20 protein-coding genes are annotated in these 20,337 nt (G+C 69.6%); 14 read left to right on the top strand and 6 right to left on the bottom strand.

The window, feature by feature from the left end; genetic code table 11:
• Nucleotides 1-2 precede the first annotated feature (2 nt).
• Together HNQ52_RS11215 and HNQ52_RS11220 are read left to right on the top strand one after the other, a co-directional pair.
• Entirely contained in the window at nucleotides 3-1,847 is a 1,845-nt protein-coding gene (locus tag HNQ52_RS11215) for a hypothetical protein (protein ID WP_183961269.1), read from the top strand.
• A 3-nt stretch (nucleotides 1,848-1,850) separates the two neighbouring features.
• Nucleotides 1,851-2,777, top strand: coding sequence for a glycosyltransferase family 2 protein (locus HNQ52_RS11220; RefSeq protein ID WP_343059335.1), 927 nt, complete (start codon nucleotides 1,851-1,853; stop codon nucleotides 2,775-2,777).
• On the opposite strand, the gene pyrF is transcribed toward HNQ52_RS11220, so the two are convergent.
• The 4 genes from pyrF to HNQ52_RS11240 form a co-directional block, all read right to left on the bottom strand.
• Nucleotides 2,761-3,573: an orotidine-5'-phosphate decarboxylase gene (gene pyrF, locus HNQ52_RS11225; protein WP_183961270.1), complete on the bottom strand. Its 813-nt coding sequence runs from the start codon at nucleotides 3,571-3,573 to the stop codon at nucleotides 2,761-2,763. The two genes, HNQ52_RS11220 and pyrF, sit on opposite strands and share 17 nt — an antisense overlap.
• Entirely contained in the window at nucleotides 3,570-4,529 is a 960-nt protein-coding gene (locus HNQ52_RS11230; protein WP_183961271.1) for a glycosyltransferase, read from the bottom strand. Before HNQ52_RS11230 ends, pyrF begins: the two co-directional genes overlap by 4 nt.
• An 86-nt stretch (nucleotides 4,530-4,615) precedes the next feature.
• Nucleotides 4,616-6,277, bottom strand: coding sequence for an energy-dependent translational throttle protein EttA (gene ettA, locus HNQ52_RS11235; protein ID WP_183961272.1), 1,662 nt, complete (start codon nucleotides 6,275-6,277; stop codon nucleotides 4,616-4,618).
• A gap of 221 nt (nucleotides 6,278-6,498) precedes the next feature.
• Nucleotides 6,499-8,079 (bottom strand): O-linked N-acetylglucosamine transferase family protein, encoded by a 1,581-nt coding sequence (locus tag HNQ52_RS11240; RefSeq protein ID WP_183961273.1) that lies wholly within the window; start codon nucleotides 8,077-8,079, stop codon nucleotides 6,499-6,501.
• Between the two features lie 78 nt (nucleotides 8,080-8,157).
• On the opposite strand from HNQ52_RS11240, the gene glyA reads away from it, so the two are divergent.
• The 9 genes from glyA (at nucleotide 8,158) to thiL (ending at nucleotide 15,839) form a co-directional block, all read left to right on the top strand.
• A complete protein-coding gene (gene glyA, locus HNQ52_RS11245; RefSeq protein WP_183961274.1) occupies nucleotides 8,158-9,420 on the top strand; it encodes a serine hydroxymethyltransferase in 1,263 nt (420 codons plus the stop codon).
• A 109-nt stretch (nucleotides 9,421-9,529) separates the two neighbouring features.
• The gene (nrdR, locus tag HNQ52_RS11250; RefSeq protein ID WP_183961275.1) at nucleotides 9,530-10,054 is read left to right on the top strand and encodes a transcriptional regulator NrdR; all 525 of its coding nucleotides are present in this window, start codon (nucleotides 9,530-9,532) and stop codon (nucleotides 10,052-10,054) included.
• A complete protein-coding gene (locus tag HNQ52_RS11255; protein WP_183961276.1) occupies nucleotides 10,054-10,557 on the top strand; it encodes a GNAT family N-acetyltransferase in 504 nt (167 codons plus the stop codon). Before nrdR ends, HNQ52_RS11255 begins: the two co-directional genes overlap by 1 nt.
• Nucleotides 10,554-11,684, top strand: a complete 1,131-nt coding sequence (ribD, locus tag HNQ52_RS11260) for a bifunctional diaminohydroxyphosphoribosylaminopyrimidine deaminase/5-amino-6-(5-phosphoribosylamino)uracil reductase RibD (RefSeq protein WP_183961277.1) — start codon at nucleotides 10,554-10,556, stop codon at nucleotides 11,682-11,684. Before HNQ52_RS11255 ends, ribD begins: the two co-directional genes overlap by 4 nt.
• 7 nt (nucleotides 11,685-11,691) lie before the next feature.
• Complete coding sequence (locus HNQ52_RS11265; protein WP_183961278.1) at nucleotides 11,692-12,318, top strand: riboflavin synthase; 627 nt, start codon at nucleotides 11,692-11,694, stop codon at nucleotides 12,316-12,318.
• Nucleotides 12,319-12,394: 76 nt separating this feature from the next.
• Entirely contained in the window at nucleotides 12,395-13,522 is a 1,128-nt protein-coding gene (gene ribB / locus HNQ52_RS11270; protein WP_183961279.1) for a 3,4-dihydroxy-2-butanone-4-phosphate synthase, read from the top strand.
• Nucleotides 13,519-13,986 (top strand): 6,7-dimethyl-8-ribityllumazine synthase, encoded by a 468-nt coding sequence (gene ribH / locus HNQ52_RS11275; RefSeq protein WP_183961280.1) that lies wholly within the window; start codon nucleotides 13,519-13,521, stop codon nucleotides 13,984-13,986. The genes ribB and ribH overlap by 4 nt, the downstream gene beginning before the upstream one ends.
• Complete coding sequence (gene nusB, locus HNQ52_RS11280; RefSeq protein ID WP_183961281.1) at nucleotides 13,983-14,456, top strand: transcription antitermination factor NusB; 474 nt, start codon at nucleotides 13,983-13,985, stop codon at nucleotides 14,454-14,456. Before ribH ends, nusB begins: the two co-directional genes overlap by 4 nt.
• Before the next feature lie 399 nt (nucleotides 14,457-14,855).
• Nucleotides 14,856-15,839, top strand: coding sequence for a thiamine-phosphate kinase (gene thiL, locus HNQ52_RS11285; protein WP_183961613.1), 984 nt, complete (start codon nucleotides 14,856-14,858; stop codon nucleotides 15,837-15,839).
• Between the two features lie 102 nt (nucleotides 15,840-15,941).
• On the opposite strand, the gene HNQ52_RS11290 is transcribed toward thiL, so the two are convergent.
• Together HNQ52_RS11290 and HNQ52_RS11295 are read right to left on the bottom strand one after the other, a co-directional pair.
• Nucleotides 15,942-16,310 carry a type II secretion system protein GspG gene (locus HNQ52_RS11290; protein ID WP_183961283.1) on the bottom strand — a complete coding sequence of 123 codons (369 nt, stop codon included), beginning with the start codon at nucleotides 16,308-16,310 and terminating at the stop codon, nucleotides 15,942-15,944.
• 217 nt (nucleotides 16,311-16,527) lie between these two features.
• Nucleotides 16,528-17,124, bottom strand: coding sequence for a uracil-DNA glycosylase family protein (locus tag HNQ52_RS11295; protein WP_183961284.1), 597 nt, complete (start codon nucleotides 17,122-17,124; stop codon nucleotides 16,528-16,530).
• A 291-nt stretch (nucleotides 17,125-17,415) separates the two neighbouring features.
• Here HNQ52_RS11295 and HNQ52_RS11300 point away from each other — a divergent pair, with 291 nt between their 5' ends.
• The 3 genes from HNQ52_RS11300 to HNQ52_RS11310 all read left to right on the top strand — a co-directional run bounded on the left by HNQ52_RS11300 (nucleotide 17,416) and on the right by HNQ52_RS11310 (nucleotide 20,184).
• On the top strand, nucleotides 17,416-18,420 hold the full coding sequence (locus HNQ52_RS11300) for a class I fructose-bisphosphate aldolase (protein WP_183961285.1): 1,005 nt from the start codon (nucleotides 17,416-17,418) through the stop codon (nucleotides 18,418-18,420).
• A 145-nt stretch (nucleotides 18,421-18,565) separates the two neighbouring features.
• Nucleotides 18,566-19,045: a MarR family winged helix-turn-helix transcriptional regulator gene (locus HNQ52_RS11305; RefSeq protein ID WP_183961614.1), complete on the top strand. Its 480-nt coding sequence runs from the start codon at nucleotides 18,566-18,568 to the stop codon at nucleotides 19,043-19,045.
• Nucleotides 19,042-20,184: an HlyD family secretion protein gene (locus HNQ52_RS11310; RefSeq protein ID WP_183961286.1), complete on the top strand. Its 1,143-nt coding sequence runs from the start codon at nucleotides 19,042-19,044 to the stop codon at nucleotides 20,182-20,184. Before HNQ52_RS11305 ends, HNQ52_RS11310 begins: the two co-directional genes overlap by 4 nt.
• Nucleotides 20,185-20,337: the final 153 nt, after the last annotated feature.

Below are 20,337 nucleotides of genomic sequence, written 5' to 3' on the forward strand. Positions count from 1 at the left end.
TCATGGACTTCAAGATCGATTTCGGCACGCAGTCACTCACGCCGACGGCGTCGGCCAACGCGCCGCTGTATGCCTCGGTGCCCGGCCGCGCCGCCGCGCTCGGCGGCGAGGAAGTGGTGTTCTATGACGAGGGCCTGGACCGCACCCACGTCATGACGATGCAGGTGCTGCAGGCGATGGATCTGTGTCGCGAGTTCCGCACGCTCGATGCGCACGTCGCCGCCATCGTGAAGGCGTTGCCCGCGCTCGAGCGGCAGCAGACGGCCGTGCGGCGCGTTCTCGAAGGCCTTCGTTCGCAGGGGCTGCTGGTGTCGGACGTGACGGTGCTCGATCGGTTCGAGGCCGACACCACGCCGCGCAACGCGCCGTTCGCGGGCGTGTTCATCCGCGCCTGCAACCGACCGGCGCAACTGGAGCGATTGCTGCGATCGTTGCTGGACTGCGAGACGCGTGTCGGCGCGAAGCGGCGTTACGTGGTCATCGACGACTCCACCGCCGCCGCCGCGGTCGCGCGCCATGCGCAGCTGCTGCGCGAATTCGCCGAACGCAGTGCCGCGCCGGTGTCGCATGTGCACCGCGACGCATGGGAGAGCATCGTCGACGCGCTCGCGGGCGAGGCGCCCGAGCACGCCGACGCCGCACGCGGCGTGTTGTCGCGCGGCGCGGCGAGCGGCGGCGGCATCGGCATGAACCTCGCGCTGTTGCTGTCGGCGGGCTCGCGCATGGCGCTGCTCGACGACGATTTCGTGCTGCCGCTGCACCGGCATCCGGCCTATCGCGCGGGCCTGGTGTTCGGGCGCGGCGGCTGGGCCTCGCGCACGTTTTCCGATGTCGATGCCGCGGTGCAGGCCGGCGAGCCCGATGCGCGCGACCCGTTCGATCTGCACCTTGCGATCTGCGGCGAAACCCTCGCCAGCGTGACCCACCACGCAGACGGCTGCCGCCTCGGGGTGGACGAACTGCGCGGGCTGGATCTGAGCCGCACGCCGACCTTGCGCGCCGACGCGCGCGTGCTCGCCACCGTCAACGGTCACCGAGGTCACAGCGGCGCGGCGAGCCTGGGCTGGGTGTTCGGCCTGGACCCGGTGGCGCGTGCGGCCATGCTGCGCGATCCGGACACCTATTCGTCGTGGCTCGACAATCCCGCCGTGTGGTCGGGCACGGCACGCCACACCGTGTCGCCGCGCGGCGGCTACACGCCCTTCATGCTCGACAACACGCGTGTCCTGCCGTGCACCGCACCGGACGGCCGCGGCGAGGATGCGCTGTTCGCCAATCTTGCGCAGCTCGCCTACAGCCGTGACGTGGTGGTCGACATGCCGTTTGCGATCGGTCACGTGCAGGAAGGCAGCCGCTCCCGGCGCAATACGCTTGCGAAACCGGAACGGCCTAGCGTTGCGCAGTGTTTTGCCGATCTGGTCGCCCCGCTCGGGGACGTGCTGGTCGCTTCCGATCCGGCCACTCGTCTGTCCGGCGCGGCGTCGCGCCTGCGCGATCTTGGCGCAGCCGACACGCGCGCGCTGCAGGCGTATCTGCGCGAGTATCTCGGGCACCGCCGCTCGACGCGGATCGAGGCCCTGCAGCGTGCCTATGCCGCCGCCACCGATGCTCCCGACGCGTGGCGTGCCGACCTGCGCGGGCAGATCGAGGCCAACGGAAAGTCTCTCACGCAGGGCGGCGTGCCGCGGCTTGGCGGATGGTCCGACACCGTCGATGCCGAAGAAGGCTCGGCCTTGCTGCGCGATGCCGCACGCCGGCTGGCTGCGGGACTCGAGGCCTGGCCGGCGCTGTGGACACTGGCGCGCGAACGCGGCGAGGGATGGGTCGAGCGCGCAGGCGTGCGCTGACCCGTGACCGGTGGCGCTGCCAGCGTGCGGCACGATGCGGCCTCGGCCGATACCGGTGTCGACGCCCTGCGCGTGGTGATCGTCGCGCACGACAGCGGCGATTGGTTGTTGCGTGGCGTGGCGGCCGTGCTGGCGCAGGATCCGGCGCTGGAACTGGTGGTGGTGGACAACGCGTCCCGTGACGGGAGCATCGAACGCCTGCCCCGGGATCCGCGCCTGCGCATCCTGCGCAACCCCGACAACCGCGGCTTCGGCGCCGCATGCAACCAGGGGGCGGCAGGATGCGGCGGCGACTGGCTGCTGTTTCTCAATCCCGACTGCGAACTTCCGCGCGGCGCGCTGACCGCGCTGCGCGATCACGCCGCGCGCGACCCGCGCATCGGTGCGCTCGGTGCGCAGCTGCTCGATGCCGACGGCGCGCCGCAGGCCGCCTCGCGCCGCAGCACGCCGCGGCCGGCGCAGGCCCTGCGCCTGGCGCTCGGACTGCGGCCGTCGCCGGCGAGCGAGCCGTTCGTGCCGCAAGTCGCACCTGCCGTCGAAGCGGTCGACGCCGTGTCCGGTGCGCTGATGCTGATGCCGCGCGCACTGTTCGAGCGGCTCGGCGGATTCGACACCGGTTACGTTCTCCACTGCGAAGATCTCGACCTGTGCCGCCGCGTGCTCGACAGCGGGCATCTGGTCGCCATCGCGAACGACGTGCGCGTGCCGCACCACAAGGGCACATCGAGCCGGCGTCGGCCCGTGTGGGTCGAATGGCAGAAGCACCGCGGCATGCTGCGTTATTTCCGCAAATTCGACGCGGCCACGTCGCCGCCGTGGTTGCGCGCGCTGGTACCGGCCGGCATCGCGATGCGGTTTCCGCTCGCGGCATTCCGCGCGTGGCGCGCCGCGCGCCGCGCACGCCGAGCGACGTTCAGCGCCAGCGATTGATCGCGTCGCGCTGCTCGATCGCGGCGGCGCGCGCCGCGTCGGCGAAATCCCGGCCGCTGCCGGCGTAGAGGATCGCGCGCGAGGAACTGATGACGAGGCCACCGCCGTCCGGCGTGGCGCCGTTGCGCACCACGGCCTCGACGTCGCCGCCCTGCGCGCCGATTCCCGGCACGAGGAACGGCATCGTGCCGACCAGCGCGCGCACCTGCGCCAGCTCCTTCGGCCAGGTGGCACCGACCACGAGCATGCAATTGCCGTTGCCGTTCCAGTCGGCAGCAACGCGCTGCGCCACGTGCTGGTACAGCGGGCGGCCGTCGACGAGCAGGTCCTGGAACTCCCCGGAGCCTGGGTTGGACGTGCGACACAGGATCACGACGCCGCGATCGGCACGGTCGAGGAACGGCTGCACCGAATCGCGGCCGAGGTAGGGATTCACCGTTGCCGCGTCGGCGCCGTAGCGGTCGAACGCTTCGCTCGCGTAATGCGACGCGGTGCTGCCGATGTCGCCACGCTTGGCGTCCAGGATCACCGGCACACCGGGATGGCGCGTGTGGATATGCGCGATCAGCCGGCGCAACGCGTCTTCCGCACCGAGCGCGGCGAAGTGCGCGATCTGCGGCTTGAAGGCGCAGACGACGTCGGCCGTGGCGTCGACGATGGCGCGGCAGAACTCGAACACCGCATCAGAGCCCGACACCACAGCGTGGGGCAGCTTCGCGGGTTCCGGATCGAGTCCCGCACAGAGCAGCGAGTTCCTGGCATGCGAGCGACGCAGCAGCGAACGCAGGAAGGTCACGGAGCACGTCTCCCGCTCAGCACCAGCGCGAGATTGGAGCGGATGCTGTCGATATCGGGGTACAACATGATCGCGTTGCGCAGCAACGCTTCAGCTCGCGCGAAATTGCCGACATGGAAATTCGCCATCGCGCAGAGGTTCAACGCATTCACGTCGCGAGGTGCGTCTGCCAAGGCTTGCTCCAGATAACGCAGCGCCTGTTGCGGCTTCTGTTCACGCAGCAAATGCTGGCCCATGAACAGCAGCGCCTCCGGCTTGGCCAGCCATTGATCGAACGCAGCAGCCCATTTTTGCCGCAGCATGGGAAGGTAGGTGTCCTGCACCGTGCTGCGACGGTTCTGCCCATGCCCGCTGCCGGACTCGCCGGTGTGCGCATTCCAGACGCAGGTCACCGCATCCACGAATCCGAAGGCGGTACGCGTGGCGCAGTTGACCATGAAGTCGCGGTCCTGGAACGACAGAAAGGCCGGATCAAACCGGACGCCTTCATCGAGGAGGCTGCGATGAAACATCGTTGCGATGAACGTTCCCCGCGCCTGGAAATAAAGCTGCGCATGGAACCCCGGGCTGCCACTGTGGCCCGTGACATGGCCGTGCTCGTCGCGGACGGCGGTACGGCTGTACCGGACGCGTTGTGCCGCCAGCCCGCTGGCTGTGACCAGTGTCTCGACGTGGTGCGGAAGAAATTCGTCGTCATCGTCGAGAAAGTTGAACCACTCGCCGCGCACATGACTGATTGCCAGATTCGCCGCATCGGGTCGACTGAGCGGCAATCCCGAAGCGGCATGCACGAGGCGGACCGTGCGGCCGCGAATTTCTGGCGGCAAATCCCGGTGTGACGCGCCCGAGGCGGCAACGACCACGATCTCGATCGAAGGCCACGTTTGCGCGACGACCGAGTCGAGCGCCCGCTGCAGCGACGGCCGATCCATGCTTCGGATCAGGATCGAGACCAATGGCGGGCTCATCGGCGGCGAACCCGCCCGCAAAGCGCGGATGCGGAGTTGGCTGACATGCTGCGCAATCGCGACGTCACTGCGGCCTACTTCAGCGCCTTGAACCGCAGGCGATGCGGCTTCGCACCTTCCTCGCCGAGGCGACGTTTCTTGTCTTCCTCGTACTCGCGGTAGTTGCCCTGGAAGAACTCGACGTGCGAATCGCCTTCGAACGCGAGGATGTGCGTGGCGATGCGGTCGAGGAACCAGCGGTCGTGCGAGATCACGAGCACGCAGCCGGGGAATTCGAGGATTGCGTCTTCCAGCGCACGCAGGGTTTCGATGTCGAGGTCGTTCGAGGGTTCGTCGAGCAGCAGCACGTTGCCGCCCTGCAGCAGGGTTTTCGCCAGATGCAGGCGGCCGCGTTCACCACCCGACAGCGTGCCGACGAGTTTCTGCTGGTCCTGGCCCTTGAAGTTGAAGCGGCCGATGTAGGCGCGCGACTGGATCTCCACACCGTTGATGTTGAGGATGTCCGAGCCGCCCGACACTTCCTGCCAGACGTTCTTGTCGCCTTCGAGCTTCTCGCGGCTCTGGTCGACGTAGGCCAGCTTCACCGTCGGCCCGAGCACCACCTCGCCGCTGTCGGGCTTCTCGAGTCCGGTGATCATCTTGAACAGGGTCGACTTGCCGGCGCCGTTCGGACCGATGATGCCGACGATGGCGCCGTTCGGGATGATCAGGCTCAGGTCGTCGATCAGCAGGCGATCGCCGAAGCTCTTGCTGACGTTCCTGAACTCGATCACGTTCTGCCCGAGCCGTTCGCCCGGCGGGATGAAGATCTCGTTGGTCTCGTTGCGCTTCTGGTAGTCGACCGACTGCAGCTCTTCCATGCGCGCCAGGCGCGCCTTGCCCTTGCTGCGGCCGCCCTTGGCGTTGCTGCGCGCCCATTCGAGCTCGCGCGCGATCGCCTTCTGGCGGGATTTTTCCTGGTTCTCTTCCTGCTTGAGGCGCTCGTCCTTCTGCTTGAGCCACTCGGTGTAGTTGCCCTTCCACGGGATGCCGCGGCCGCGGTCGAGTTCGAGGATCCACTCGGCCGCGTTGTCGAGGAAGTAGCGGTCGTGCGTCACGGCCACCACGGTGCCGGTGTAGCGCTGCAGGAACTGTTCGAGCCATTCGACCGATTCGGCGTCGAGATGGTTGGTCGGTTCGTCGAGCAGCAGCATGTCCGGCTTCTGCAGCAGCAGCCGGCACAGCGCCACGCGGCGCTTCTCGCCACCGGAGAGCTTGCCGCAGATCGCGTCCCACGGCGGCAGGCGCAGCGCATCGGCAGCCACTTCGAGCTGGTTTTCCAGCGTGTGCGCGTCACCGGCGGCGAGGATGGCCTCGAGGCGTTCCTGCTCCTTGGCGAGCTTGTCGAAATCGGCGCCGTCCTCGGCGTAGGCGGCATAGATCGCGTCGAGCGCGGCCTGCGCGTTCAGCACCTCGCCGACGCCTTCCTCGACCGCCTGGCGCACCGTGTGTTCCGGGTTCAGGCGCGGCTCCTGTTCGAGATAGCCGACCTTGATGCCGGGCTGCGGGCGCGATTCGCCCTGAAAATCGGTGTCGACGCCGGCCATGATGCGCAGCACGGTCGACTTGCCCGAGCCGTTCAGTCCGAGCAGGCCGATCTTGGCGCCGGGGAAGAACGACAGCGAGATGTCCTTGATGATCTGGCGCTTCGGCGGGACCACTTTCGACACGCCGTTCATGGTGTAGATGTATTGCATGGGAAGTCTCTTGGTGTTCGGCAGGGCGCTTTGCTGCGGCATCGGCGCCGCCGTCGCGTGCGGGGCACGCAACGGGCGCGGGATTCGAGGTAAACGCGCGGTTTGACGCGGGGGATTTGCAGCCAACCTGCGGATTATCGCGCATGCGGCGCGTTCGTGCCACGGCGGGAATCGGCGCGGAATGTTTTCCCCGCGCGTTGCAGGCGCACCGGGGTTACGAGTCAGCCGGTGGCTTGCACCGTGGCCAGGAATTCGGCGAGACCGGCTGCGGCGTCGTCGTTCTGGTACAGCCGAGGGGCGTTTTCGCGCAGGCGGGCGGCGAGTGCGTCGCGTCGCGGCGTGTCGTTGGCGAGGGCCACGGCGCGTTCGACGTAATCCTCCTCGTTGATGGCGACCAGCTCGGGTGCGCCCAGCCGTTGCAGCAACGCGGCGGTCTGGCGGCTTCTCATGAGACGGCCCGCCACGGTGACGATCGGCAGGCCCTGGCTCAGCAGGTCGATCGAACTCATGCCACCGGACCAGCCGACGGAGTCGAGCCCCAGGTCGCAGTCGCGCGCGAGCGCGAGGTACTCGGGCAGCGGCAGCATCGGATGCAGCACGACCCCCACTGGATCGACCCCGTGCGCGGCGAGCGTCGGCGCCATGCGCGCGGCAAGCCACTCGCGCACGTGGGCCTGTTCGTGTGCGATCAGGTGCAGCCGCGCACGCGGCAGCCGCGCGAGGATGCGCGCGAACAACGCGTCGTGTCCGGGCAACAGCTTGTAGACGCTCTGCGGACACAGCAATTCGATATTGCCCGGCGCGCGGCGCAGCGTCGATGCCACCGCTGCGGGCGGGGGCGAACGGCGCAGCGCGTGCCCGAGGCCGGGCAGGCGGAACAACCGCTCGGTGTAGTGACTGGCGCCGTCCGTGGGCTCCATCGCGTCAGGGCTCAGCACCCAGTCGATCGTGGGCAGCCCCGTGGTGACCGGGTGGCCCCAGAGCACCGCCTGCACCGGTGCCAGGCGCAGCGCCGCCAACGCCTGCGACACCGGATGCATGCCGATGTCGAGATAGACGATCACGTCCGGTGCCAGCCGTCGCAGGTGGTCGCGCCAGATGTCGGCAGGGACGTTGGCGCGGTGCAAGGTGACGTGCGGCGGAAGATCGTGCACCAGCGCATCCGGCGCGCCGCCGAGCGCAATGCCATGGACGTCGAAACTGGCCGGATCGAGACGTGCGAACAGCGGCAGGAACAGCCTCGCCACCGTGTGTTCGCGCAGGTACGCCGACACGAAGACGATGCGTCGGCGCGCGCGCATCCGTGGCGCGGATAGAGCCGGTGACGGCGACAGCGCGGCCATCATGCGATGCACGAGCGCACCGTAGCGCGCCTGCTCGGCGATGGCATCCGTGACATAGTGCAGGTAGAACGCGGTGCACTGGCCGATGCAACTCCAGACCTGCGCCGCCCAGCGCGGATCGTCGAAATCCAGGGCCTCGAATTCGGCCAGTCCGGCAGACCAGCGCGCCACGAAAGCGTCCGCATCGGTCGCCGTGGCCGGGGCTGCCGCGCGAGGGAACTGGAACGCGGCCCAGCGCGCCATGAGCGCATCGGGATCGAGCGTCAGCGCTCGCGCCACAGCGGCATGTCCGGCGTCGAATCGATAGGCGCTGAACGCTTCCAGGGCCACATCCATCCAGCGCGCCGGTGACGGGTTGGCCTCCGCTTCCGCGAGCGCGGCCGCTTCCGCCGCGCCCGGTCTCCCGGCGTCGAGCGCATCGGGCGCGGAAGCGGCGATGTCGGAGGTGCCTTGGGACATCGACAAACCCTGCAAACGGCGCGTTGCGACGCCAAGCCCGCTATCATAAGGGTCCTCTCGCCGCCGGCCGAATCCCGAATGACCTTCGCCCAGTCCAAGACGCCGCTCGCCGACTTCGATCCCGAGCTCGCCCGCGCCATCGCCGACGAGGCGCGCCGACAGGAGGATCATGTCGAACTGATCGCCTCGGAGAACTACTGCTCGGTGCGGGTGATGGAAACCCAGGGCTCGGTGCTGACCAACAAGTACGCGGAGGGCTATCCGGGCAAGCGCTACTACGGCGGCTGCGAGTACGTCGACGTGGCGGAAAAACTCGCCATCGAGCGCGTGAAACAGCTCTTCGACTGCGATTACGCCAACGTGCAGCCGCACTCGGGCTCGCAGGCCAACCAGGCGGTCTATCTGGCGCTGCTGCAGCCGGGCGACACCATTCTCGGCATGTCGCTCGCGCACGGCGGCCATCTGACGCACGGCGCCAAGGTCAACATCTCCGGCAAGCTGTTCAACGCGGTGCAGTACGGCATCGATCCGGCCACCGGCCTCATCGACTACGACGCGGTCGAGGCGCTCGCCGTCGAACACACGCCGAAGATGGTGGTGGCAGGTTTCAGCGCGTATTCGCAGGTGGTGGACTGGGCGCGCTTCCGCGCGATCGCCGACAAGGTCGGCGCGTACCTCTTCGTGGACATGGCGCATGTCGCCGGTCTTGTTGCGGGCGGGGTGTACCCGAGTCCGCTGCCGCATGCGCACATCGTCACCTCCACCACGCACAAGACGCTGCGCGGTCCGCGCGGCGGCATCATCCTGGCCAGGGGAGCGGGGGAAGAACTCGAAAAGAAGCTGCAGTCGATCGTGTTCCCCGGCATCCAGGGCGGACCGCTGATGCACGTGATCGCGGCCAAGGCGGTGTCGTTCCTCGAGGCGCTCGCGCCGGAGTTTTCCGCCTACCAGACGCAGGTGGTGAAAAACGCGCAGGCGATGGCGAAGACGCTGATCGCGCGCGGCTACAAGGTCGTCTCCGGCGGCACCGAAAACCACCTGATGCTGATCGACCTGATCGGCCGCGACGTGAGCGGCAAAGACGCCGAAGCCGCCCTCGGCCGCGCCCACATCACGGTCAACAAGAATGCGGTGCCGAACGATCCGCGCTCGCCGTTCGTCACCTCGGGCCTGCGCATCGGCACGCCGGCGGTCACCACGCGCGGTTACACCGAGCAGGACTGCACGGACCTCGCCGGCTGGCTCTGCGACGTGCTCGACGCCCCGGCCGATGCCGACGTGATCGCCCGCGTGCGCGCGAACGTGGAAGCGCAATGCAAGCGTCTGCCTGTCTACGCGTGAGGGAGCCGGGAATCGGCAGTCGGGAGTCGGGAGTCGCAGACGCGAATCCCGACGTCGCCGTGCGCGCTTTCCCGATTCCCGATTCCCGATTCCCGACTCCCCACCCCTGATGCACTGCCCGTTCTGCCAGCACGACGACACCCGCGTCATCGACTCGCGCGAAAGCGATGACGGAACCACGATCCGTCGCCGGCGCGAGTGCCCGAAGTGTGCCGAGCGTTTCAACACCTTCGAGACCGCGGAACTGAAGCTGCCGGCCATCGTCAAGAACGACGGGCGCCGCGAGGCCTTCGACGAACGCAAGCTGCGCGTGAGCTTCGACCGCGCGCTGCAGAAGCGGCCCGTGTCCGAGGCCGACATCGACGCCGCCGTGCGTGCCGTGATCCACGCACTGCGCACCAGTGCCGAGCGCGAGATCCCGTCGCTGCGGGTGGGCGAATACGTGATGGTGGAGCTGCGCAAGCTCGATCAGGTGGCGTACGTGCGGTTTGCGTCGGTGTATCGCAGTTTCGAGGACGTGCAGGCCTTCCGCGAGGAGATCGAACGCCTCGAACGCGAATTGCCGGGGCTGGACAAGGTGCAGCTGCCGCTGCTCGCCGAGCCGGACGTCGCGGCACCGCCGCGCAGACGCTGATGCGCCTTGCCTACCTGTCGGAGCATCCGGCGCTCGCGCCGGCGGTGGCCGCGGCGCAGTCGGCCGCGTTCGCGCACCAGCTGCCGGACTGGAGCCAGGCGCAGGCGCTGGCGGAACTGCGCACGCACACCGGCACGCGCACCATTCCGACCACACTGCTGGCGCTGGACGGCGAACGCTGGCTCGGCACGGTGAGCCTGCTCGAAAACGACCACGATCGCATCCGCGACTACTCGCCGTGGCTGGCGACCCTGGTGGTGCGCGACGACATGCGCGGACGCGGCATCGGCACGGCGCTGGTGCGCCGCTGCGTCGAGGACGCCCGCGCGCTCGGCATCGTGACGCTGTATCTCTACTGCGTGCTGTCGCTCGTGGACTACTACGCACGGCTGGGCTGGACGGTGGTCGCACGCGTGCACGTGGTCGCCGTGGCGAGCGGCGACGACGTGTTCGTCATGGCCTTCGACTGCAGCGCGCAACGCCACGGGATCGACCCCGCATGACCGGATTCTCCGCCATCGACCACGCACACATGGCGCACGCGCTGCGTCTGGCCGAGCGCGGCGCCTACACCGCGCGGCCCAACCCGATGGTGGGCTGCGTGATCGCGCTCGGCGAGCAGCGCGTGGGAGAAGGGTTCCATGCCCGCGCCGGCGAGCCGCACGCGGAAGTGCACGCGCTGCGCATCGCAGGCGATCGCGCGCGCGGGGCGACGGCGTACGTCACCCTCGAACCGTGCGCGCATACCGGCCGCACGCCGCCGTGCACGCAAGCGCTGATCGCGGCCGGCGTCGCGCGCGTGGTGGCGGCGGTGCGCGATCCGTTCCCGCAGGTGGACGGCAAGGGCCTGGACGCGCTGCGCGCAGCCGGCATCGACGTGGTGTCCGGGCTGATGGAGGCGCAGGCGCGCGCGCTCAATCGCGGCTTTTTCTCGCGCATCGAGCGCGGCCGGCCGTGGGTGCGGGTCAAGCTCGCGATGAGCCTGGACGGACGCACCGCGTTGCGCGACGGCACCTCGAAATGGATCAGCTCGGAGGCCGCACGCGCCGACGTGCAGCGCTGGCGCGCGCGCGCCGGTGCGCTGCTCACCGCTAGCGGCACCGTGCTTGCCGACGATCCGCATCTCACCGTGCGCCTGGGCGACGACACGCCGTTCGCGCCGCCGCTGCGCGTGGTACTCGACATCGGCCTTGCCACGCCGCTGGACAGCCATCTGCAGGACGGTCAGGCGCCGACGCTGTTCATCCACGCACCCGATGCCAAGGTGTCCGAACCCTGGCGTGCACGCGAACGTGCCTGGGTGCCGATGCAGGACGGCGGCCTCGATCTTGCCGCCACGCTGGCCGAACTGGCGCGACGCGAGATCAACGAGGTGCAGGTGGAAGCGGGCGCCACGCTCGCCGGCGCACTGCTGCGCGCGGGCCTTGTCGACGAATTGCTGCTCTACATCGCGCCGGTGTTGCTCGGCGAGTCGGGACGACCGCTGTTCGGCGGCATCGACCCGGTGGCGATGGCGCAACGCCAGGGATTCATGGTGCTGGAACAGCGCCAGATCGGCCCCGACCTGCGCCTGCGGCTGCAGCCGCAGCCCTCTGCGGCGGCGCAAGGCGCGACGCCGGTCGTCTCGTGAGGCCCGCATGTTCACCGGGTTGATCGAAGCGGTCGGCGCGCTGCGCGTGCGCGAGCCACGCGACGGCGACCTGCGCCTGTGGATCGACGCGGGCTCCCTGCCGCGCGCCGATATCGCGCTGGGCGAAAGCATCGCGGTCTCGGGCGTCTGCCTGACCGTGGTCGCATTCGATGCCGACGGCTTCGCCGCGGACGTCTCGAACGAAACGCTCTCGCGCACCACGCTCGGCGCGCTGGCCGACGGCGCCGCGGTGAACCTCGAACGCGCGCTGTTGCCGACCACGCGTCTTGGCGGACACCTCGTCTCCGGCCACGTCGACGGCCTCGGCACCGTGTTGGCCATCGACGCGGACGCGCGTTCGCTGCGCTGGCGCTTCGCCGTGCCGCGCGCGCTCGCGCGCTACATCGCGCAGAAGGGGTCGGTGGCGATCGACGGCGTCAGCCTCACCGTCAACCGGGTCGAGGACACCGCCGACGGCGCGACGTTCGAGGTCAATCTCGTGCCGCACACGATGGAACACACGGCGTTCGGTGCCGCGCGGGTCGGCACGCAGGTCAACATCGAAGTGGACCAGGTGGCGCGCTATGTCGAACGCCTGACTACCGCGGCCTCGTTCCCGCGTGCGCGGGAATGACGGCACCCAGAGTCCGCGCGTGTCCGGTCGCCCCGAGCACCACGACGTGCATCCGTACAACCCGGTGAGCTCTCCCATGCCCTTCGCTTCCGTCCCCGAACTGCTCGAAGAAATCCGTGCCGGCCGCATGGTGGTCGTCGTCGACGACGAAGACCGCGAGAACGAAGGCGATCTCATCATGGCCGCGTGCAAGGTGCGGCCGGAAGACATCAACTTCATGGTCACGCACGCGCGCGGCCTGGTGTGCCTGTCGCTCACGCGCGAGCGCTGCGAGCAGCTGCGCCTGCCGCCGATGGTGAGCGACAACCGCTCGCAGTACCGGACCAATTTCACCGTCTCGATCGAGGCGGCCGAAGGCGTGACCACCGGCATTTCGGCCTACGACCGCGCCCACACCGTGCGCACCGCCGTGCAGCCGGATGCGCGGCCCGAGCACCTGCACCAGCCCGGGCACATCTTTCCGCTCGCGGCGCAACCCGGCGGCGTGCTCAGCCGTGCCGGCCATACCGAGGCGGCATCGGATCTTGCCCTGCTTGCGGGCCTCGAGCCGGCCGGCGTGCTGGTGGAAATCCTCAATCCCGACGGCAGCATGGCGCGCCGGCCGCAGCTGGAAGTCTTCGCCCGGCAGCATGGACTGAAGATCGGTTCCATCGCCGATCTGATCCAGTACCGGCTGCAGACCGAAGCCACCATCCAGCGCGTCGACGCGCGCGACGTGGACACCGATCGCGGCCCGTTCCGCCTCGTCACCTGGCGCGACCGCCTCTCGCACGATCTGCACTTCGCGCTGGTGCACGGCGATCCGGCGCTGGCGGACGAAACCCTGGTGCGGGTGCACGTGAAGAACCAGCTCAGCGACGTGCTGCATCTGGAACGTGCCGACCTCGGCATCTCGCTCGCGCACGCGCTCGACGCCGTTGCGCAAGCGCCGTGCGGCGTGGTGGTGGTGCTGGCGGCGCAGAACGAGGCCGACGACGTGCTCGCGCGCCTGCGCGGCGATGCCGACACCAGCGCCGCCGCGGGCCCCGCGCAGTGGCGGCGCAATGGCGTCGGCGCGCAGATCCTCGCCGACCTCGGCGCGCGCCGCCTGCGCGTGCTCGGCACGCCGCGGCGGCAGGTGGCGCTGGCCGGCTTCGGCCTGGAAGTGGTGGGTTACGTCGAGCCGGGTACACTGTCCGTCCTTTCCCGGTCGAGTGCCGCATGAGCCGATACGAGGGCGAAATCCGCGTACGCGCGGGCGCGCGATTCGCGATCGTCGCCAGCCGCTGGAACCCGCGCATCGTCGATGCGCTGGTGGACGGGGCGCGCACCACGCTTGCGGCCAACGGCATCGGCGCCGACGCGATCGACCTCGTGCGCGTGCCCGGCGCGTGGGAAATCCCGCTCGCGGCCAGGCGCATCGCACGGCAGGGCAGGCACGCGGCCATCGTCGCGCTCGGCTGCGTGGTGCGCGGCGACACGCGGCACTACGAGCAGGTGGCCGACGGCTGCGCGGACGGCCTGATGCGCGTGGCGCTGGAGCACGAGGTGCCGGTGGCCAACGGCGTGCTGGCCGTGGAGGCGCACGAGGACGCCGTCGCCCGCGCCGGCGGCGCGCACGGCAACAAGGGCGAGGAGGCGGCGCTGGCCGCGATCGAAATGGCGGATCTGCTGGAGCAACTGGCATGAGCGGCAACGAACACCGGCGTCCGCGCCCCGACGGTGTGGACCCCCAGGCACGCTCGCGCGCGCGCCGCCGCGCGCTGCAGGCGATCTACGCGTGGCAACTGTCCGGGCAGACCATCGAGCAGGTGATCGAGCAGTTCCGTGCCGAGCAGGACATGGAAGTGGCCGACCTCGAGTACTTCGAGGACATCGTGCGCGGCATCGACCGCCACCTCGACCAGCTCGACGGCGAGCTGCGCGCGTTCCTCGACCGCGAGATCGCGCAGGTCGATCCGATCGAGCGCGGCGTGCTGCGCATCGCGGCCTACGAATTGCTGCACCGGCCGGACGTGCCGTACCGCGTCGTCATCAACGAGGCGATCGAAACCACCAAGCGCTTCGGCGCCGACCACGGGCACACCTACGTCAACGGCGTGCTGGACAAGGCGGCGGCCACGTGGCGTGCGGCAGAGGCTTCGGCGCGTCGCGGTTGAGCCAGGCCGTTGCGCGCCGGTGTACATGGCACGGGTCCAGCCATTCCGCAGCGAGCCTTCGACGACGGCTTCCTTCTCCCGTCGGGAGAAGGTGGCCCGGCAGGGCCGGATGAGGGCGCCACGGTCGGGCTCACATCGAGCGAGCCAACGGCGACGTGTGTGTTGTGGCGCCGTGATTGCCCGCTTGAATCTGCCCGCCGATGCACGGTCGCCTGACGTGACTCGCCCTCATCCGCCTGCCGGCACCTTCTCCCGCAGGGAGAAGGAATGCAGCGACGTGATACCCGGAGTTTCGGGCTGGCATGCATTGTTGGGCGCGCGTCGATCGTGCGGACGCAGCAGCGTGCAGCAGCAGCGGCGCCCATCCGACGCAACGGGTCCGCAGGCGTGGCGCCCATGATGGAATTCGACCTGATCGACCGCATCCGCGCACGCGTCGTGCGTCGCGGCGACGTGCGCCTGGGCATCGGCGACGACGCCGCGCTGCTGGTGCCGCATGCCACCGAGCGCCTCGTCGCCGCATGCGACACGATGAACGTCGGCGTGCACTTTCCGCCCGACACCGCGCCCGCCGACATCGGCTGGAAGGCACTCGCGGTGAACCTGTCCGACCTCGCGGCAATGGGCGCGACGCCGGCGTGGGCGCTGCTATCGCTGTCGCTGCCGCAGCCGGACGCGGCCTGGCTCGACGCCTTCCTCGACGGGTTTTCCGAACTCGCGGCGCGGCACGATGTCGCCCTGGTCGGCGGCGACACCACCCGCGGCGCTCTGTCGATCTGCGTGACCGCGCTCGGCTTCGTGCCGCACGCCCAGGCGCTCAAGCGCGCGAATGCGCATCCGGGCGACATCGTCTGCGTCACCGGCACCCTCGGCGATGCCGCGGCGGGGCTGCAGCGCTGGGAACATCCCGCACCGGACGCAGGCGCGTCGGCCGATGCCGAAGCACACGCCTTCCTGCGCCGGCGCCTTGCACGGCCCACGCCGCGCGTCGCCGCCGCCGCAATCTTGCGCGGCCGCGCGCGCGCCTGCATCGACGTCTCCGACGGTCTCGTCGCCGACCTCGGCCACGTCGCGCGCGCCAGTGCCGTGGCGATCGACATCGACGCCGCCGCGCTGCCGGCGTCGAACGCATTGCGTCGCCTTGCGGACGCCGCCGGCCGTCTGCCGCTGCAGGCGGCCGGCGGCGACGACTACGAACTGGCCTTCACCGTGGCGCAGATCGACTGCGACGCGCTGCTCGCGGACCTGATCGCCTCCGGCACGCCCGCCACGCGCATCGGGCGCGTGCGCGACGGCGACGGCGTGGCGTTGCTCGATCCCGCCGGCAACCCGCTGCCCGTGCCGCGCGGTTGGCGGCACTTCGCCGAGTCGGCGGCGACCTGAGCGTCCGCTCCTGACGCGGCGCGCGGTCGCACGTATCGACCGAGAGGGCACACGTGCGGACAACGGCAGCGGCAAGCGCCGGCATGCGCGATCGACACCACGTCACGGATCGGGATCCGGCACCAGCAAATCGGCTGCGTCGTCGCTGCCACCGAGCCTGCCGTCCGATCCGAGCGTGAACAGCGTGTAGTCGGGCGACGCGCTCAACGCGCGCGCGTTCAACACCCGGTAGTACAGCGGTTCGCCCCACGGGTCGCGCAGCTCGCTCGGTCTCGAATACGGTCCGAGCCCCGCGTTCCCGGGCAGAGTGAGTTCGTGCAGCGTCGACGGCAGGCGACCCGTGTCGAGCCGGAATTGTTCGATCTTTCCTTCCAGCGACGCCAGTTGCGCGCGCGCCATGTGCACGCGACGGAGGCTGCAGGCGGAGCCGAACACCGCGATGAACAGAGCACTTGCGACAGCAAGCAGCACGACACCGATCAGCCCGGCGGCAAGCCAGCGAAGCGTGCGTTTCCAGCGTGTCGGGGGTGGAGACGTTGGTGTCGATGTCGACAAAGCCTCTCTCCGATGTCGCCGATATGCGGCGTGGGTCGGACCTTGGAGGCGTCAGGAAGTTCGCCGGTGCGCGCCAGCCGCCGGCTGCCGCAGACAGCGCGGCGGATCCCGCTCTGCCCACGCACGCAGCACGCTACAGCAGCGCCGCCACCTGCTGCCGCAGCTCGGGCACAAGCTCCGCCTCGAACCATGGATTCATCTTGAACCAGAGCTGGTTGCGCGGGCTCGGGTGCGGCAGCGGGAGGGCGTGCGGCAGGTAGTCGCGCCAGGCACGCACGGTGTCGGTGAGGGTGGTCTTGCGGCGCTGGCGGAGAAAGAACACCTGTGCGTAGTGGCCGATGACCAGAGTCAGTCCGACCCGCGGCAGCAGCGGCAGCAAGTGCGGGTGCCAGGTCTGCGCGCACTCGGGGCGCGGCGGCAGGTCGCCGGATTCGCCCTTGCCGGGAAAGCAGAAGCCCATCGGCACGATGGCGATGCGGCTGTCGTCGTAGAACACCTCGCGTTCAAGACCCAGCCACTGGCGAAGGCGGATGCCGCTGGCATCGTTCCACGGAACGCCCGATTCGTGCGCGCGGGCCCCCGGCGCCTGGCCGGCGATGAGCAGACGCGCGGAGGCGCCGGCACGCAGCAGCGGGCGCGGTTCGAAGGGCAGGTGCGCCGCGCACAGGCGGCAGGCGCGCACGGACGCGAGCAGGGTGTCGAGCGGTGCAGTTGACGCGTCGCCGGGCATGCGTTGTGGAAGCTGGAAGGCTGGCCGCAGCCTACGTGAACCGGGCGCGTGCCGTCACGCGTGCGGCGGCGGATCGGCGCAGCGGTGCGCCGCCGTCGCCGGCGGCCTTGCACGAGTGCGGTCACGTCCTGCGGATGCCGGTGGTCGCGAGCACGCAGGCGCGACGCCATGCAGGCGTCGGTCGCCCGTGCCGGGAACCGCTATAATTGCAGACCCCTCGTCCCGCGCCCGATCGCGGCGACGTGATTTCCGTGTCGCCACATCCCGCGTCGTCCCCATCCGGAGCACTGCATGAGCATCGATCAACTCGAAGAAATCGCCCAGGCCATGATGGCCCCGGGCAAGGGCATCATCGCGATCGACGAATCCAACACCACCTGCAAGAAGCGCTTCGACGGCGTCGGCATCGAGAGCACGGAAGAGAATCGCCGCGCCTACCGCGAAATGCTGCTGACCACGCCGAAGCTGAGCGACCACATCTCCGGCGCCATCCTGTACGACGAAACCCTGCGCCAGAGCACCAAGGCCGGCGTGCCGTTCACCAGGGTGATGATGGACGCCGGCATCCTGCCGGGCATCAAGGTCGACAAAGGCCCGGTGCCGCTCGCGGGGTTCCCGGGCGATGTCGTCACCGAAGGCCTCGACGGCCTGCGCGATCGCCTCAAGGAATACGCCAGGCTCGGGGCCAAGTTCGCCAAGTGGCGTGCCGTGATCGCGATCAGCGACGAGAGCCCGAGCGGCACCTGCATCGAAGCCAACTGCCACGCGCTCGCGCGTTACGCCGCGCTGTGCCAGGAAGCGGGCATCGTGCCGATGGTGGAGCCGGAAGTCCTCATCGACGGCAGCCACGACATCGACATCTGCTATGAGGTCACCGAAGCCACGCTGCGTTCGCTGTTCGGCGCGCTGTACGAGCACAACGTCCTGCTCGAAGGCACCATCCTCAAGGCCAGCATGGTGCTGTCGGGCAAGGACTGCCCCGAGCAGGCCGACGTCGAGGAGGTGGCCGAGGCCACGCTGCGCTGCCTGAAGTCCACCGTGCCGGCAACGCTGCCGGGCATCGTGTTCCTGTCCGGCGGCCAGAGCGACGAGCAGGCCACCGCGCATCTCAACGCGATGAACCAGATGGGCTCCAAGCCCTGGCCGCTGTCGTTCTCGTACGGTCGCGCGATGCAGACCGCGGCGCTGCAGATCTGGTCCAGGGACATGGCCGGCAACGTCGCCAAGGCGCAGCAGACCGTGTACGCCCGCGCCCGGGACAACGGCCTCGCGGCGCTGGGGCAGTGGAAGAAATGATCCGCGCCGATCCAGCGTGACGACCGACAACGCCGGCCTCGTGCCGGCGTTGTCGTTTGTGCGGCATGCAACTCCGAACGCCACCTGAGCGGCGCCGGATCGCCGCTTGCAAATAGATGCCTAGGACATGATAATTCCGTTTATCATGAACAAGGCATCGGAAATCTCCCTCGGCTACCTCCTGGCCGACGTGACCCGCCTCTTCCGCCGCGAGTTCGACCGCCGCGTGGCCCACCTCAACCTCACTCGCGCGCAGTGGCGCGCGCTCAAGTGCATCGGGCGCGACAGCGGCCTGACCCAGGCCGCGCTGGCCGAGGAGCTCGAAATGGAGCCGATCGCGATCGGCCGCGTCATCGACCGGCTGCAGAAGGCCGGCTTCGTCGAGCGCCGCGCCGATCCCGCCGACCGGCGCAAGTGGCGCCTGCACCTCGCCCCGGCCTCGCACGAGGTCATGCGCGCGGTCGATCGCCTGTCCGGCGAGATGCGCGAGGCCGTGCTCGGCGCGATTCCCGCCGCCGACATGGCCGTGACCGAGCGCACCCTCAACGCCATCAAGCAGAACCTGCAGACCCTGGATCGCGGCGACGCCGGCGCGATCCCCGCACCCCGGACCAGCACACGATGAACGCTCCGAACCCCCGCACTGCGTCCGCCGCCGCGCTCGACCCGGCCACCGCCGAGATCGTCGACGCGCCCGCCATCGCAAACGTCGCGTCCCCGGCCGTCGCGCCCGCGGCACGGCCGCGCCGCACGCGCCTGCTGCTGTGGCTGGCCGGCCCGCTCGTCGTCGCCGGCGTGTTCGCGTGGAACTGGGTCGCCGGCGCCGATGCGGTCTCGACCGACAACGCCTACGTGAAGGCCGACCGCGTGATGATCGCGCCGCAGGTGGCCGGACGCGTCACGCAGGTGCTGGTGGCGCAGAACCAGCGCGTGGAGCAGGGCGACCTGCTGTTCCAACTCGATACCGCACCGCTGCACATCGCGCTCGAACAGGCGCAGGCGCAGCTCGCGCATGTGTCCGACAGCAGCGGCGCGAACCGCGCCGCGATGCGCGAAGCCGACGCCGCCTTGCGCGCGGCGTCGGAGACCGAGCGCTGGGCGCGACAGGAGTTCGAACGCCAGCAGGAATTGCGCGGGCGCGGGCTCGTGGCGCAGAAGGCGCTCGACGACGCCGCGCATGCGCTCGCCGGCGCGAAGGCCGAACGCGAGCGCGCCGCGGCGGCGGTGGAGAAGTCGCGCCTCACGCTGGGCGGCAAGCCCGGCGATTCGATCGAGTCGCTGCCCGACTATCGCGCCGCGAAGGCCGCCGTCGAACAGGCCGAACTCGATCTTGCGCATGCCCAGGTGCGTGCGCCGGTCGCCGGCATCGTCGGCAGCCACGACCTGCAACCGGGCGAATACCTCAACGTGGGCCAGGCCGCGTTTCCGCTGGTGGCCGCGGCGCCGGTGTGGATCGAGGCCAACTTCAAGGAAACCGACCTCGAACGCATGCGCGTGGGACAGCACGCCCGGATCCGCATCGACAGCTATCCCGGCCGCGAGTGGGATGCCCGCATCGGGTCGATCAGTCCCGCGTCGGGCGCCGAGTTCAGCGTGCTGCCGCCGCAGAACGCCAGCGGCAACTGGGTCAAGATCGTGCAGCGCATCCCGGTGCGGCTGGAGCTCGAGGACGTGCCCGCCGACGGCCCGCCGCTGCGTGCCGGCATGAGCGCGGACGTGCGCGTGCAACTCGACGACGCCAGCGACACCGTCGCCACAAGCTGACGCCGCTTCTAGCCCTTCCCCCTTGACGGGGGAAGGGTTGGGATGGGGGTGGCTCTTGCTCCTGCTGCCGCCCTCCCGGTTCCGAAGCAACTCGAAGCAAACGCGCTCCCAGAATCAGAGCAAAAGCCACCCCCATCCCGGCCTTCCCCCGTC

Origin of the sequence: Chiayiivirga flava, from assembly GCF_014202825.1 — a bacterium.
Taxonomy (GTDB): Bacteria; Pseudomonadota; Gammaproteobacteria; order Xanthomonadales; family Xanthomonadaceae; genus Chiayiivirga; species Chiayiivirga flava.

Coding starts and splice junctions, on each gene's coding strand:
- HNQ52_RS11215 (WP_183961269.1), top strand. CDS start 3: ATGGACTTCAAGATCGATTTCGGCACGCAGTCACTCACGCCGACGGCG.
- ettA (WP_183961272.1), bottom strand. CDS start 6,277: ATGCAATACATCTACACCATGAACGGCGTGTCGAAAGTGGTCCCGCCG.
- HNQ52_RS11240 (WP_183961273.1), bottom strand. CDS start 8,079: ATGTCCCAAGGCACCTCCGACATCGCCGCTTCCGCGCCCGATGCGCTC.
- glyA (WP_183961274.1), top strand. CDS start 8,158: ATGACCTTCGCCCAGTCCAAGACGCCGCTCGCCGACTTCGATCCCGAG.
- nrdR (WP_183961275.1), top strand. CDS start 9,530: ATGCACTGCCCGTTCTGCCAGCACGACGACACCCGCGTCATCGACTCG.
- HNQ52_RS11255 (WP_183961276.1), top strand. CDS start 10,054: ATGCGCCTTGCCTACCTGTCGGAGCATCCGGCGCTCGCGCCGGCGGTG.
- ribD (WP_183961277.1), top strand. CDS start 10,554: ATGACCGGATTCTCCGCCATCGACCACGCACACATGGCGCACGCGCTG.
- HNQ52_RS11265 (WP_183961278.1), top strand. CDS start 11,692: ATGTTCACCGGGTTGATCGAAGCGGTCGGCGCGCTGCGCGTGCGCGAG.
- ribB (WP_183961279.1), top strand. CDS start 12,395: ATGCCCTTCGCTTCCGTCCCCGAACTGCTCGAAGAAATCCGTGCCGGC.
- ribH (WP_183961280.1), top strand. CDS start 13,519: ATGAGCCGATACGAGGGCGAAATCCGCGTACGCGCGGGCGCGCGATTC.
- nusB (WP_183961281.1), top strand. CDS start 13,983: ATGAGCGGCAACGAACACCGGCGTCCGCGCCCCGACGGTGTGGACCCC.
- thiL (WP_183961613.1), top strand. CDS start 14,856: ATGGAATTCGACCTGATCGACCGCATCCGCGCACGCGTCGTGCGTCGC.
- HNQ52_RS11295 (WP_183961284.1), bottom strand. CDS start 17,124: ATGCCCGGCGACGCGTCAACTGCACCGCTCGACACCCTGCTCGCGTCC.
- HNQ52_RS11300 (WP_183961285.1), top strand. CDS start 17,416: ATGAGCATCGATCAACTCGAAGAAATCGCCCAGGCCATGATGGCCCCG.
- HNQ52_RS11305 (WP_183961614.1), top strand. CDS start 18,566: ATGAACAAGGCATCGGAAATCTCCCTCGGCTACCTCCTGGCCGACGTG.
- HNQ52_RS11310 (WP_183961286.1), top strand. CDS start 19,042: ATGAACGCTCCGAACCCCCGCACTGCGTCCGCCGCCGCGCTCGACCCG.